The organism is Thermus sp. NMX2.A1 (assembly GCF_000511705.1).
Classification (GTDB): Bacteria; Deinococcota; Deinococci; order Deinococcales; family Thermaceae; genus Thermus; species Thermus scotoductus.
In genome coordinates, this window is the sequence record NZ_ATNI01000119.1 from 20,531 (window position 1) to 33,851 (window position 13,321).

The 13,321-nt window shown below is 64.6% G+C and carries 14 protein-coding genes; 4 read left to right on the plus strand and 10 right to left on the minus strand.

Annotation, left to right across the window (positions count from 1 at the left end; all coding sequences use genetic code 11):
* Window positions 1–32: 32 nt before the first annotated feature.
* The 3 genes from glp to nth are packed head-to-tail and all read right to left on the minus strand — an operon-like array spanning window position 33 to window position 3,125.
* Window positions 33–1,247 carry a gephyrin-like molybdotransferase Glp gene (gene glp / locus TNMX_RS11835; protein ID WP_038032507.1) on the minus strand — a complete coding sequence of 405 codons (1,215 nt, stop codon included), beginning with the start codon at window positions 1,245–1,247 and terminating at the stop codon, window positions 33–35.
* 29 nt (window positions 1,248–1,276) lie between these two features.
* Window positions 1,277–2,431, minus strand: coding sequence for an MFS transporter (locus TNMX_RS11840; protein WP_052037996.1), 1,155 nt, complete (start codon window positions 2,429–2,431; stop codon window positions 1,277–1,279).
* A gap of 40 nt (window positions 2,432–2,471) precedes the next feature.
* On the minus strand, window positions 2,472–3,125 hold the full coding sequence (nth, locus tag TNMX_RS11845) for an endonuclease III (RefSeq protein WP_038032508.1): 654 nt from the start codon (window positions 3,123–3,125) through the stop codon (window positions 2,472–2,474).
* 23 nt (window positions 3,126–3,148) lie between these two features.
* Between nth and TNMX_RS11850 the strand changes: the two genes are divergently transcribed.
* Window positions 3,149–3,514, plus strand: coding sequence for an ASCH domain-containing protein (locus TNMX_RS11850; RefSeq protein ID WP_028493351.1), 366 nt, complete (start codon window positions 3,149–3,151; stop codon window positions 3,512–3,514).
* On the opposite strand, the gene TNMX_RS11855 is transcribed toward TNMX_RS11850, so the two are convergent.
* Window positions 3,480–5,216, minus strand: coding sequence for a GNAT family N-acetyltransferase (locus TNMX_RS11855; protein WP_038032510.1), 1,737 nt, complete (start codon window positions 5,214–5,216; stop codon window positions 3,480–3,482). The two genes, TNMX_RS11850 and TNMX_RS11855, sit on opposite strands and share 35 nt — an antisense overlap.
* Window positions 5,217–5,687: 471 nt before the next feature.
* Between TNMX_RS11855 and TNMX_RS13435 the strand changes: the two genes are divergently transcribed.
* Together TNMX_RS13435 and TNMX_RS11865 are read left to right on the plus strand one after the other, a co-directional pair.
* Window positions 5,688–6,215: a hypothetical protein gene (locus TNMX_RS13435; RefSeq protein WP_253269410.1), complete on the plus strand. Its 528-nt coding sequence runs from the start codon at window positions 5,688–5,690 to the stop codon at window positions 6,213–6,215.
* A 32-nt stretch (window positions 6,216–6,247) separates the two neighbouring features.
* Window positions 6,248–6,991, plus strand: coding sequence for a hypothetical protein (locus TNMX_RS11865; protein ID WP_038032512.1), 744 nt, complete (start codon window positions 6,248–6,250; stop codon window positions 6,989–6,991).
* Between the two features lie 2 nt (window positions 6,992–6,993).
* On the opposite strand, the gene TNMX_RS11870 is transcribed toward TNMX_RS11865, so the two are convergent.
* From TNMX_RS11870 to proS, 5 genes are all read right to left on the minus strand, one after another.
* Window positions 6,994–7,725 carry a hypothetical protein gene (locus TNMX_RS11870; protein ID WP_038032513.1) on the minus strand — a complete coding sequence of 244 codons (732 nt, stop codon included), beginning with the start codon at window positions 7,723–7,725 and terminating at the stop codon, window positions 6,994–6,996.
* Window positions 7,716–8,324: a C39 family peptidase gene (locus tag TNMX_RS11875; RefSeq protein ID WP_245563302.1), complete on the minus strand. Its 609-nt coding sequence runs from the start codon at window positions 8,322–8,324 to the stop codon at window positions 7,716–7,718. The genes TNMX_RS11870 and TNMX_RS11875 overlap by 10 nt, the downstream gene beginning before the upstream one ends.
* 163 nt (window positions 8,325–8,487) lie before the next feature.
* The gene (locus tag TNMX_RS11880) at window positions 8,488–8,775 is read right to left on the minus strand and encodes a hypothetical protein (protein WP_038032521.1); all 288 of its coding nucleotides are present in this window, start codon (window positions 8,773–8,775) and stop codon (window positions 8,488–8,490) included.
* A gap of 3 nt (window positions 8,776–8,778) precedes the next feature.
* Window positions 8,779–9,153, minus strand: a complete 375-nt coding sequence (locus TNMX_RS12935; RefSeq protein WP_126177914.1) for a hypothetical protein — start codon at window positions 9,151–9,153, stop codon at window positions 8,779–8,781.
* 128 nt (window positions 9,154–9,281) lie between these two features.
* Window positions 9,282–10,715: a proline--tRNA ligase gene (gene proS / locus TNMX_RS11885; protein ID WP_038032528.1), complete on the minus strand. Its 1,434-nt coding sequence runs from the start codon at window positions 10,713–10,715 to the stop codon at window positions 9,282–9,284.
* A 35-nt stretch (window positions 10,716–10,750) separates the two neighbouring features.
* Between proS and TNMX_RS11890 the strand changes: the two genes are divergently transcribed.
* Window positions 10,751–11,971, plus strand: coding sequence for a 2,3-bisphosphoglycerate-independent phosphoglycerate mutase (locus tag TNMX_RS11890; protein WP_038032523.1), 1,221 nt, complete (start codon window positions 10,751–10,753; stop codon window positions 11,969–11,971).
* 205 nt (window positions 11,972–12,176) lie between these two features.
* Here the strand turns inward: TNMX_RS11890 and TNMX_RS11895 are convergent, their stop codons facing one another.
* Window positions 12,177–13,154 (minus strand): bifunctional oligoribonuclease/PAP phosphatase NrnA, encoded by a 978-nt coding sequence (locus tag TNMX_RS11895; protein WP_019550979.1) that lies wholly within the window; start codon window positions 13,152–13,154, stop codon window positions 12,177–12,179.
* Window positions 13,155–13,321: the final 167 nt, after the last annotated feature.

Here is a 13,321-nt window from a genome sequence, read left to right on the forward strand (position 1 = left end):
GCAAAGCCCGTAAACCTTTCAAGTTTAGTGAACTAGAGCACGAATGTCAAGGGAATGACCTCCACCCTTTCCCCTTCCCTGGCATCCCGGTCGGGGGGGAGGACCACCAGGGCGTTGCCCAGGGCCATGGAGCGCAAGACCCCGCTGGACTGGCTCCCGGTGGTGCGCACCACAAGCTCCCCTTCAAAGGAGAGCACCCCGCGGCGGAAGACCTTTTTGCCCTGGGCGCCCTTAAAGGGGGTAAGGACCCTGGCCTCGAGGGAGCGGTAAGGGGAGTCGGTGCGGCGCTGGAGCCGGAAGAGGAAGGGTCTGCCGTAGAGGAAGAAGGTAACCATGCTGGAAACCGGGTTTCCCGGAAGCCCAAGGATGGGAAGCCCACCCAAACGGGCCAGGAGCAGGGGCCCCCCAGGCTGCTGCTTCACCTTCCAGAAGACCACTTCCCCCGCTGTCTCCAAAACCTTACGCACCACATCGTACTCCCCCATGGATACCCCCCCGGAGGTAAGGAGGAGGTCCAGGGGCCCTGCCGCCTCCAGCTTCTCCAACACGGTTTCCGGCCTGTCCTCCACCTTGCCCAAAAGGACGGGCTCACCCCCCGCCTCCTTCACCAATCCCAGAAGGCTGTAGGCGTTGGAGTTATAAACCCCCCCAAAGGGCAGGGGCTCCCCTGGCTCCACCACCTCATCCCCCGTGGAAAGGATGCCCACCCGGGGGCGCCGGAAGACCTTAAGGCGCGGGTAGCCCATGGCCGCCGCCAGGCCCAGCCTTCCCGGGGTGAGGAGGTCCCCCCGGCGCAGGTACACCTCCCCCTTTCTTAGGTCATCCCCCTGGGGCCGGATGTCCTTGGGGCTCGCCGGGGCGAAGAGGAGCACGTAATCCCCTTCCCGCCGGGTGTCCTCCACCCGGATAACGGCATCCGCGCCCTCCGGGATGGGAGCTCCGGTGTAAACGGCCACCGCCTCCCCCTTCCCCACCCGTCCGGCAAAGGGCCTTCCCGCCGGCGACTCCCCGATGACCCTGAGGCGCACCGGGTTCTCCCGGCTCGCCCCCAGGGTGTCCTCCTCTCGGCAGGCGTAGCCATCTATGGCGGTGTCGTCCTGGTCGGGGTGGTTCACCAAGGAAACCAGGTCCTCCGCCAGGACGCGGCCATAGGCTTCCTTCAGGGGTACCTCCTCCACGGGAAGCTCCCCTTTGGCCTCCGCCAGGACCAGCTCCAACGCTTCCTCCACGCTGATGCCCGTGCGCATAGGCCCAGTCTAGGGCAAAGGCCAAGGCCTCAGGAAGAAGATTCCCGGTAGGCGGCCCGCAAGCGGCCAAAGGTCCAGGACCAAAGGGCGATCCCCACGGCGTAAAGGCCCAGGGTAAGGGCAAAGAGGTAGTTGAAGGCGACAAGGCCCCAGGCCTCCTGCACCATGCCGGACAAGGCACTCCCCAAGGCGAAGAGAAGGCTCCAGAGGGCGGACTCCATCAGGAAGAAGCCCGGGCGCTCGTCTTCCCCCAGGTAGTCCATCACCAAGGCGGCGTACACAGGCCCGGCAGCGTTCATGAGGGCTCCCCGGATGAGGAGGGCCACGGTAACCAGGGGTAGCCAAGGCACCCAGGCCAGGATGGCCATAAAGGGCAGGGACAAGGCCTGCACGAACACGATGGCCCCCAGTTTCCCAAGCCGGCGCACCAGAAGGGGCTGGAGCAACATGGCTACCCCAGTAGCCAAGGCGGAAAGGGCGAAGACCAGCCCCGTGGTTCCGTAGCTGAGGCCAAACTTTTCCCGAAGGTACAGGTTCAAGAAGGGGATGACCAGCCCGGCCCCAAACCCGATCACCGCCTGGGGCAAAAAGAGGCGCAGCCAAATCCCAAACCGCCCCCTCAGCCTGGGGGGTGTTCCCTGCCCTTCGGGAAGGCCAACCAGAAAGGGAAGCGTCAGGAGGAAAAAGGGAAGGGCGAAGAGGATCACCCACCTGGCCCCCACCCATTCGGAAAGGGCACCGGCCAAAAGGGTGGAGAAAAAGCCCGAGGCAGTGGTCAAGGCCGCCTGCAGGCTGAAAAGGGAAACCCGCCTCTCGGCAGGGATCAACCGGGCCATGAGAGGTGCCCCCGCCCCCTGCACCAAGGCTCCCGCCAGCCCGTACCCCGCCAACGAGGGGAACACCAGCAGACCAAACCCCAAAAGAAGCCCGCTTCCCACCGCCAGGGCCAAAGCCAGGAGAAAGCTCTTCCGGTAGCCCAGGCGGGGGATGAGGTAGGCCAGAGGGAGGGCAGAAACCACGCCCACCAGAAGAAGCAGGGCCTGGGCAAGCCCTATGGCCTGGCGGCCATAGCCTAGGCCCTCGAGGTGAAAGTTCAGGAAAAAGTAGATGAGGTTAGCCCCGAAGGACCAGAGGAAGCTGGCCGCGAGGAAGCGATAAGCTGGTAAACCGAGTATATACTTCACGAAACCCTTCTCCAAGGAAACAAGCCCGGATCCAGGGCCCCTACCCCTGCCGGCTTGGGCAGTGAGGCGCCAGGGAACAGGCCCCGCACCGGGGCCTACGGGCCAGGCACACGTACCGCCCGTGAAGGACCAGGGCGTGGTGGACGAACACCCACTCCTCCTTGGGGAAAAGGGCCTCCAGTTCGGCCCCGATCCTTTCGGGAGCCTTGGCCAGGGAAAGGCAAAGCCTCCGCGCCAGGCGGGCCACATGGGTGTCCACGGCGATACCCGGCACGCCGAAGGCCGCTCCCAGGACCACGGTGGCCGTCTTCCAACCCACCCCGGGCAACTTCATCAGGGCCTTTTTATCCCTCGGCACCTCCCCCCCATGCTCCTCCACCAGCCTCCGGGCCAGGGCCACCAGGTTTTTGGCCTTGGTGCGGTAAAGGCCGATGCGCCGGATATAGGGCTCCACCTCCTCGGGAGTCGCCTTGGCCAGGGCCTGGGGGTCGGGGAAACGGGCAAAGAGGGCCGGGGTGGCCTCATTTACGCTTTTGTCCGTGGCCTGGGCGGAAAGCACCGTGGCCACCAAAAGCTGGAAGGGGTTATTGTGCTTTAGCTCCGTTTTAGCCCCCGGATACGCCGCCTTCAGGGCCTTAAGGATGGCCAAGGCCCGCGCTTTCTTCTCCTTTTGCCCTTCCTTAGGGCAACCCACGGGGTCTACTCTACAATGAGGGCGTGGAAAAGCCCAAGCTGGGCCTCATCGTGCGGGAGCCTTACGCCAGCTTCATCGTGGACGGAAGGAAGACCTGGGAGATCCGCAAACGCCAGACCCGACACCGGGGTCCCTTGGGGATCATCACCGGGGGGTATCTCATCGGCCAGGCGGACCTGCTGGACGTGCAGGGACCCTTCACCGTGGAGGAGCTTCTGGCCCACCCGGAAAAGCACCTGGCGGAGGAAGCCTTTCTCAGGGCCTATGCCGGGGAACAGCCCCTTTACGCCTGGGTTTTGCACAACGCCTTCCGCTACGAAAAACCCCTCTTCGTACCCAAAAAGCCCGGCAGGGTCATGTTCGTGGATCTTTCCGAGGTATGGCCATAAGCCCCCCGTACCCCACGAAGACCAGGAGGTCGGGATCCAAGGAAGCGATCACCTCCTGGCGGTGGGTGGCCACCACCAGGGTGATCCCCGCCTGGCGCACCAGCTTCCCAAGACCCAGGGCCACCCGCCTGGCGGTGGGCACGTCCAGGTGAGCGGCAAACTCGTCGATCAGGAGGAGGTCGGGGCGCTGGGCCAGGAGGAGGGCCAAGCGGTAGCGCTCCCGCTGGCCCGTGGAAAGCTCCTTCGGCCTGGCCCGGTAGAGCACGGCGTCGGAAAGCCCCACCCGGTTTAACACCTCAATGGCCGCCCCCACGTCCCCAAGCTTGCGGTAGGCGCTTTCCAGGATGGGGTCCTCCCCGAGGTCCACTTCCCTTTCCCCCGGGATGTAGGCCACCCGCTTGCCCGGGGGCAAGGCCACCTCTCCCCTATCGGGCGCCTCGCCCAAAAGGAGCCTAAGGAGGGTGGTCTTCCCCGCCCCGCTCGCCCCCGCCAGGACCACCAGGTTTCCCGGAGGAATCTCCAGGCTTGCTCCCCGGAGTACTGCCCGCTCCACCACCCGGGCCTTCACCCCGAAGGCCTCGAGGGCCCCCCGCACCTCCGGGGAGAGGCCCTTTAGTTCCAGATGGCTCCGGTAGCCCTTGTGGACCCCTTCCAGGCGGATGGGCCCCTTTAGCCCCTCCACCCGGCCAAACCGGGGCCTAAAAAGCCTCCCCCCGTGCTCTTGGGCGTAGGGGTCTTCCCGGAGGAAGCGCTCCAAATACCCTTCCGCCTCCTCCGTAAGGGGATAGAAGAGCACGGGCCTTCCCGAGGCGGTGTCGAAGAGGTAGCGGAAGCCCACCTTCTCAAAAAAGGGGTGGTAGCGGGCCATCTGGGCCACGGTGTACACCAGGTGTTTCTCCCGCCTTCCCTCGGGCACAGCCCGCTCCTTCACCCACGCCAAAGCCAGCTCCACCAAAAGAGCCCCCAGGCCCTCCGAGCGGTAGTCGGGGTGCACCACCACCCGGGCGATGCGGCTGGCGGCGGTGTGCACCCGGTCCAGAGCGCTTTCCCAGTCCTTCCCGCCCTCAAAGGTCGGGTGGAACCAGTCCTTGGGAAAGATGCGCTCCCGGATGTTCCGCTCCACGCCCCCAGGAACCCTGCGGTGCATCCGGGGAATGGGGGGGTCCAGGCGCAGGTAGCCCAGGATCCGGGGCTCAAAGGGAAGCCGCTCCACAAGCTCCAAAACCAGAAAGCGGCTTGCCGGAGTGGACCCTCGGATCTCCTTAAGCCTCGCCTCCCCGCCGCAGTCGCAAAGAGGCTTGGCGTTGGCCAACAGCGTCTTGTGGCACTGGGTGCACACCCAAAGGGCCACCACCTCCTTCTCCGAGGCGTAGTGGAACTGCTCCAGCTCGGCGATGGCCTCAAAATCCCCCTCGTAGGTGGCCTCCCGCACCCTCAGGCGGTAGCGGTAGGCCTCGCCCCCCAGGGGGCTTTCCCGCACGTGCTCCAGGGTCTTGGCGAAGGGGGGCCAGAGGGGGAAGGCGCCCTCGAGGGCGTACTCGTCAAAGCCGAGGACGGGCTTCTTGAACTCGGTGCGAAGCCTCACCCTATCCCCGGGCCTCAGCCACTTGGCCACGTCCCCGGTCATGCGCAAGGTCACGCCCCCCTCCAGGAGGACCTCCCCGTACCAGCGCCAGTAGACCCTCCGCCCCAAGACGCGCATCGTGCCCCCATGGTACCCCACTTAATGCCTTCGTGTGCTACTTGACCTAGACCCTCGGGGTGTGAAAAAAGAGGGGGTGCCATGCGGCAAGATCGTGAGCACCCCCAGAACGTAGCCCTTGGCTGACCTACTATCTTGACGCAGAGACCCTCATCGTGGCTACCTACATTTGGGTGGATGACGAACTCAAAGCCCTCGTCGCTCAAGGTTTCAAGCTCCCCAAAAAGCAAAAGCACCAAAAGGCCACCCTGGCCGAACTCCTGGCCCTCGCCATCTTCCTCCTCCGCAAGATGTTCCCCTACGGGGAAGCAGCCAGGGCCAGGACCTCGCCAAAGGCTACCTGGCCGCCAAGACCACCCTCAAGGCCTACTTCCCCTCCCTCCCCCACCCCAAGATGTTCCCCTTCGGGGAAGCAGCTCTCGCTTCTACCGGGTCCTTCAGAAGGCCCAGGGGCTGTTGGCTCACCTGGCCATGAGGCTCTCCGGGGGAAAAGGCCTCCTGCAGCTGGTGGACCTTAAACCCATCCCCCTGGCTCACGGCCACCGGATTCACGGCCTCTCTCTTCCTGAGGCCGCCGTGGGGGTGGGACCCCTGGGGGCTTTCGCGGGCTACGTTCTCATGCCGGTGATGAACGAGCGGGGCCTCTTTTTTCGTTGGGCCATTCTCCCCGGCAACGCCCGGGAGACCTGGGGGAGGGACCTGCTGGACGGTCTGCCCGCGGTCTTGGGGGACCGGGGCTTCCGCTGGGTCCAGGGGGTCAAGACCCCGCCCTATCGGGTCAGGGGAGGGAAGGTGGTGGAGACGGGGTGGAGAGAGTGGATGGGGAGGGTCAGGAACTGGATAGAGACCCGCTTCAGCGTGATGGTCCGGTCTTTGGGGCTTCATCGGATAGAAGCGCGGTCCTACTGGGGTCTGGTGGCCCGGGTGAACCTCATCCTGCTCGTTCACAACCTCATCCGTAGCCGGGTGCTCCTGAAGATGGCCGGGGTGGAGCTATGAGGTAGCACACGAAGGAATGTTAAGCTCATACCATGAAACGATCCCTTGCCCTGATTCTGGCCTTGTTCAGCCCGTTGGCCCTCACCCAGTCCCCCAAGGAAGTGGTGGAATCCGCCCTCAAGGCCGCCTTCGGCGACTGGAGGGGCAAGACCTACCAGGGCCTGGACCGGGTAGTCTACTTCACCCCCGAGGGCCAGGAAACGCAGGTCTTGCGGATCCGGACCTACCTTGACCTCGGCGGTTGCCGCCTTCGCCTGGAGATCGCCCCCGAGGGCGAGAAGGCGCCCGCCACCCTGGTCTACACCCGGGAGCGCCAGTTCCTCCGCCTCCCGGACGGCAGGGAAACCCCCCTGGACGACCGCCTCTTCCTGGAGCTCATCTTCGCCTGGCAGACAGGCTTCACCGGGGCCGCCTTCGGTTATGACGAGGTGGCTTCCCTGGGGAAAGTGACCCTCCCCGATGGCAGCGAGGCGGAGGCCTACCGGGTGGCGCGCCGGTCCCACGCCTGTCTCCCCAAGGGAGTGCTGGAGGCTAAACCCTACGAGGGAGAGGTCTACGTACAGGAAGGGAAGGTGGTGGGGGAGGGGCACTTCTCCCCCGTGCTCGGGATGGAGACCCTGACCCTCTACCGGGACCTTCGGAAGGAGGGGAGCGCGGGCTATCCCGTGAGGTCGGAGGGCTACCTCCGGACGGGGGACCGGTGGGTCCTCTTCTCCCGGGGAGAAACCCTGGAAGCCCAGGTGAGCCTCCCCCTGGAGGAAGCCCTATTCCGCTGAGGCTAGAGGGGGCCCGTGAGTTCCAGGCCTAGGGCAAAGCCCCCGTCGCCGTACCTTACCCACACCCCCACCTCTCCCTTCCCTTCGGGGTCCAGGGCGTACCCCGCCCGCAGGAGGAGGGCTCCCCCGGGGGGCTCCAGCCCCAGAGGCAGGGAGAGGGAGGTCCCAAGCCCTAGGCTCCACACCTCGTTGGCCACCAGGGATAAGCCCAAGCCCAGCCCCAGGAGAGGCACACCGCCCCGGGGGTAGGAGACCCCCAGGGCCCAGGTGGCCACCACCAGATCCCTGAGGAGGCTCCCACTGGCCTCCCCTTCCAGGGCCCAGGGGTACCCCAGCCCCAGGCGCACCCGGGGGCGGCCCCAGAGGTCGGGAAACCGGTAGGCCAGCCCCACCCCAAGGGAAGGCCTGCCCTCCCCTCGCCAGAGGACTTCCCCTGCCTCCCCGTAGTCCCGCCTCTCCCCAAAGAGGGTGTAGCCGCCCCCCAGCCTGCCCTCCAGGAAGAGGTCTGGAGCCACCCGGTAGCTGAGACCCAAGGACAGGCTCAATCCGTGCCCCACCCGCAGGAAAGCGTAGGGACCCCGTTCGTCCGCCCCCACCCCTTGGAGGGCAGAGGGGGCGTAGGAGAGGGTGAGGCGGTAGCCCAGGGGGGGCTCCTCCGCCGGGCGCAAGGGGTCCACCTGGGCCAGGGCCCAGGCGGCGAAGGCCAGGAAGAGGGGCAGAAGCCTCAAGGCCACCTCCCCCCGAGGGCCTCCAGCCGGCGAAGCCGGGAAAGCGCCCAGGAGAGCTCCGCCTCCTGGTTGGCCCTTACCCGCCCCATCTGGGCCGCCGACCGGGGAAGGGCCAGCAGGATGACCCCGGAGAAGCCCTTCTCCGTCACTAGGGCCTCTATGGGTACGATGCGCCGGCCCCACGAGGAGTCGGCGAGGAGCACCTGGGCAGGGCCGCCCCCGGGCGGGTCCACGAGACCCGCGATCACCAGGAAGTGGAGCTGGGGCTTGGTGACGTGACCGATGACCGGAAGCCCGCCCCAGCGGAAGTAGTCAGCGAGCTGCTCCAGGTTCACCCTGTAGGCCCTCACCTCGTACCCCCGCCCCTCCAGGTACCGCTTCAGGGAAAGGGCGGTAAGCCCCTCCCGCGGGTCCTTCCCCGAGGCCTCCGTCTCACGCACGGCCACCTTTAGGACCTCGCCTTCCGTGGCCGGGTCGTCATAGTAGTGGGTGAGCAGCGTGGCCACCGCCGCCGCGCCGCAGGTGTACCAGTCCGTCTGGCCGACGACGTGGGTGTAGCGAAGGGTGCGATAAGAAGACAGGGCACTTGCTTCGGCAAAAAACACCCAGAAGAGAAGTGGGAGGATGAGATGCAATATAGGAGCCGCGGGGACACAAGCCATCTTTTGACTTACGCCTTCCTGTGTTACCTCTTAGCTCCACCCTAGCCATCCTGAGTAGAACCAGCCTGGTGTTTGATCTGACAAGAAAATCATCAAAGGCTAAGGCTCAGTATCCGCGGGAGTAGAAAAGAACAACAAGAAATGATAAACCCACAACAATTAAGGCGACCAAGGAAAGAACGCCCAAAGCACGCCATTCGCCAACCTTTTTCACCCAAGAGAGTGTGGCATGATACAGGAAACTGAAGAAAAAGGCCTGCAACAGTAGCCCAGGAGCTTCTCTAGCCTCTACTCTTTTGTCGAGCACCAACGTAAACAGGTTAATGAGTCCAAAGAAAGCTAAAGCCACAAGAAGAAAGGATTGCCAAGGCCTAAGTTTCCACATCATCGCCATACCTCACCAAGGCGAAGTTAAGAGTCCAAACACAAATCCATAAACAAAACCTTTACCAACGTTCGCCGCAAAGTCACGAGCATTCGCATCGCAACGCCCGGTATTGCAACCTATGGCTGCATCTACCGTATACGCTAAAGCAGCACTAATCGCCCCTGAAAGACCACCAATAACCCCCGCGATAACTCCCTCTCCCTCGTAAAGAGCTAGCTCCTCATCCGAAAAAAGCGAAGGAGATTCAAGCAAGGAAGTAGCCCACTCAACTGTTTGAACTTCACCCCGTACTCCCAGGGCCAGGATGTGCCCCTGCGCCCTAGCGCCCAACGGGGCATAGGCCAAAAGCCCAAAGGCCATCAGCACCAAGAGGAATTTGCGCATGGCTCAACCCCCTCAAGGGTGAGGTTACCACGCCCCCCCCCCCTTCCCTGTCAAGAAGCTTTCAAGAAGGCGCAATCCCCCACCCCGCCCGTCCGGGACTGGCGAGAGGGGAGAAGGCGCCGAGAAGCTTAGTACGCCTTGGCGAAGACCACCCGCTTGCCGTAGGCGGAGGGCCTACCGCAACGGACGCAAAAGCCTTCTTCGGGTTCGGCCTCAAAGGGCACACACCGGGTGGTGGCGGTGGTTTCCTCCTGGATGGCCTTCTCGCAGGCCCGATCCCCGCAGTGGAAGGCCAGGGCGAAGCCCTCCTGCACCGCCTCCTTGAACTCCTCGTAGGTGTCCACCTTGCGGGTGTGGGCCTCCCGGAAATCCAGGGCCCGTTGGTAAAGGGCCTGGTGGAAGGCATCCAGCTTCTCGGGTAGCACGGTGGGGAGGGCTTCTAGAGCCAGGCGCTCCTTTCCCCCCAGGCGGCTGGCCAGCACGGCCTCGCCCGCCTCGAGGTCCTTGGGTCCAAGCTCGAGGCGGAAGGGAACCCCCTTAAGCTCCCACTCGTGGAACTTGTACCCGGGGGTGTGCTGGTCCCGGTCGTCCAAATGCACGCGAAGCCCCGCCTGGAGAAGGCGCCGCTTCAGGTCAAAGGCCGCCTCCAGGACCTTCTCCCGGCTTTCCTCCCGGTAGATGGGCACGATCACCACCTGGATGGGAGCCAGGCGGGGAGGCAGGATGAGCCCTTGGTCGTCCCCGTGGGTCATGATGATGGCCCCGATGAAGCGCCAGGAAAGCCCCCAGCTGGTGGTGTGCACGTACTTCACCTGGAGGTCCTTGTCCTGGAATTTGATGTCAAAGGCCCGGGCGAAGTTCTCCCCCAGGTAGTGGCTGGTGCCCGACTGCAGGGCCTTGCCATCCCGCATCAGGGCCTCGATGGTGGTGGTGTAGACGGCCCCGGCGAACTTCTCCTTTTCCGTCTTCATGCCCTCCACCACAGGGATAGCCCCGTACTCCCGGACCAGCTTGGCGTAGATGGAAAGCATCCTGCGCACCTCCTCCTCCGCCTCCTCCCGGGTGGCGTGGGCGGTGTGCCCTTCCTGCCACAAAAACTCGCTGGTGCGCAGGAAGGGCCGGGTGCGAAGCTCCCAGCGCACCACGTTGCCCCACTGGTTGAGAAGCTGGGGCAGGTCCCTATAGCTTTTGATCCACTTGGACCACATGTAGCCGATCACGGTTTCCGAGGTGGGACGCACCGCCAGAGGCTCCTCTAGCTCCTCACCCCCGGCATGGGTCACCACCGCAAGCTCGGGAGAAAACCCCTCCACGTGCTCGGCTTCCTTCTTCAGGAAGCTCATGGGGATGAAGAGGGGGAAGTAGGCGTTTTGGTGGCCGGTTTCCTTGAACATGCGGTCCAAAACCCCCTGGATGTTTTCCCAAAGGGCATAGCCATAGGGGCGCACCACGATGGTGCCCCGGACCGGTCCGTAGTCGGCGAGCTCCGCCTTCTGGATGACCTCGAGGTACCACTCGCTGAAATCCTGGCTTTGCGGGGTTAGGCCCTTCTCCTTCGCCATACCCGCCCATCTTATCAAGGCCATAAAATGGCGGCATGGACCTCTTCGCCGTGTTCAAGGAGCTTCAGCAAAAAAGCGACACCAAGATCCTGCTGGTGGTCCTGGACGGGGTAGGGGGGCTTCCCCTCGAGCCCGGGGGGCCCACGGAGCTGGAGGCCGCCAGAACCCCGAACCTGGACCGGTTGGCGGGGGAAAGCGCCCTCGGCCTCCTCACCCCGGTCTACCCCGGCCTTACCCCGGGCTCCGGCCCCGGGCACCTGGCCCTTTTCGGCTACGACCCCTTCCGCTACCTGGTGGGCCGGGGAGCCCTAAGCGCCCTGGGCCTCGGTGTGGACTTCCGGGATGGGGACGTGGCCTTAAGGGGGAACTTCGCCACCTTAGGCCCAGATGGACAGGTTCTGGACCGCCGGGCGGGCCGCCCCAGCACGGAGGAGAACCAACGGGTGGTGGCCAAGCTCCAGGAGGCTATCCCCCGCATTGAGGACGTGGCGGTCTACTTCTACACGGAAAGCGAACACCGCTTCCTGGTGGTCCTCCGAGGCGAGGGCCTGGGGGATGGCCTCACGGACACCGACCCCCAGAAGACCGGCCTCCCTCCCCTCGAGGCCCAGGCCCTAGACGAAGCCTCCAGGAAAACCGCCCGGGTGGTGAACCTCCTTTCGGCGCGCATCCGGGAGGTGCTCAGGGACGAGCCCAAGATCAACGGGGCGCTTTTCCGGGGCGCCTCAAGAAGGCCTTCCTTTCCCAGCATGACGGAGGTCTACGGGGTCAGGGCGGCCGCCATCGCCAGCTACCCCATGTACAAGGGTCTGGCCAGCCTGGTGGGCATGGAGGTCCTGCCCGTGGAAGGGGAAGGCGATGCCCACGAGGGGAAGCTTAAGGCCCTAAGGGAAAACTGGGAGAGCTACGACTTTTTCTACCTCCACTTCAAGAAGACCGACGCCAAGGGGGAAGATGGGGATTTCCCGGGCAAGGTGGCGGAGATCGAGCGCTTCGACGCCCTTCTTCCGGAAATCCTTGCCCTAAAGCCGGATGTCCTGGCCATCACCGGGGACCACTCCACCCCCGCCCTCCTGAGGGCCCATTCCTGGCACCCTGTGCCCCTCCTCCTCAAGGCCCCTTACCTGCGAAGGGATGCCGCCCAGCGCTTCACGGAAAGCGAGGCCGCCAAGGGAAGCCTGGGCCACCTGAGAGGGATGGAGCTCATGCCCCTCCTCCTTGCCCATGCGGGAAAACTTCTCAAGTACGGGGCCTAGATCCTGGTAAACTGGGAGAACATGGTTCGCCACCGCATCCGCAAGGAGGAGTTTGAAGCCCTCCTTAAGGAGGTGCCGGAAGGGGTGCGGCTTGAGCTCCTGGACGGGGAGGCCTTTACCGCCTAAAGCGCCTGGTGAAACCAGGAGAGGAGGTGGCACCCGAGGGCCTAGGGGCCCCCTCCCTCGTCTGGCGCCCCCCCAGGCCCTAGAGGTACCCTGCCCGCCGAAGCTCTTCCGCCACCGCCTCGAGGACCAGCTCGTAGGCCCGGTCCAGGTCAACGTCCTTTAAGGTGGCCCCGGCAGCGGGCACATGCCCCCCACCCCCAAGCTTCAGGGCGATGTTCTGGGCGGAAACCCCACCCCGGGAGCGGATGGACACCTTCACCCCTTCCTCCCGCTTGCGCAGGAAGACGGAAACCACGCTCCCCTCCACGTAGCGGATGAGCCCCACGAAGTCGTCGGAGTCCTCCTCCTCCCGCTTGGCATCCTCGGGAAGGTGGGCGGTGACGAGAAGCCCCCCAAAGTGGAAGGCCACGGTGGAAAGCACCTGTCCCATGAGGCGGAAGTAGGAGGGGGGGCGGAACTGAAGCCGATCCGTAAGCTCGGCCAGCTTCACCCCGTACCCCACCAACTCCGCCGCCACCCGCAGAACCTCGGGGGTGGTGTTGGCGAAGCGGAAGTTGCCGGTGTCGGTGAGGATGCCGGTGAGAACGGGGGTAGCGATCTCCGCCGTCCACTCCACCCCCAGGAGATCAATGAGGTCCTTCACCATCTGGGCGGTGGCCGCCTTGGAGGGATCCACCACGGCGATATGCCCGAAACGGGGATTGGTGCCGTGATGGTCAATGTTGATCACAAAACCCTCCACCGGCACCCCCACCACCCGGCTAGGCTCGGCGCTGTCCAGGGCCACCAGGGTAGCCCCCACGGGAAGCTTGTCCACGGGATCCGAGTACTCCTCCTCCTTCGGCAAAAAGCGCAGGAACCTAGGGGGCTCGGCCACCCAGTAGGCCTCTTTGCCCAGGGCCTTAAGGGACCGGTATAAGCCTAAGGAGCTTCCTATAGCATCCCCATCGGGGTCCACGTGGGTGGCGATGTAGATGGGGCCTTCCACCGCCTTCAAGACCTCGGCCACCAGGCGCATCTTTTCCCAGTACCTGGGATCGGGAGCGTTCCCGTCCATAGGCTATACCCTATCACGCATGGCGGGCCACCTCCGGGGAAAGGGGGGCTTGGAGCTTACGGGTGGTGACCACGTAAAACTCCTGGAGCACTTGAAGGGGGTATGCCCCCGGCATCCAGGATTCCCTGACGCATCCAGGAAAGTTGACGGCTAAAGGCCTCTTCTAG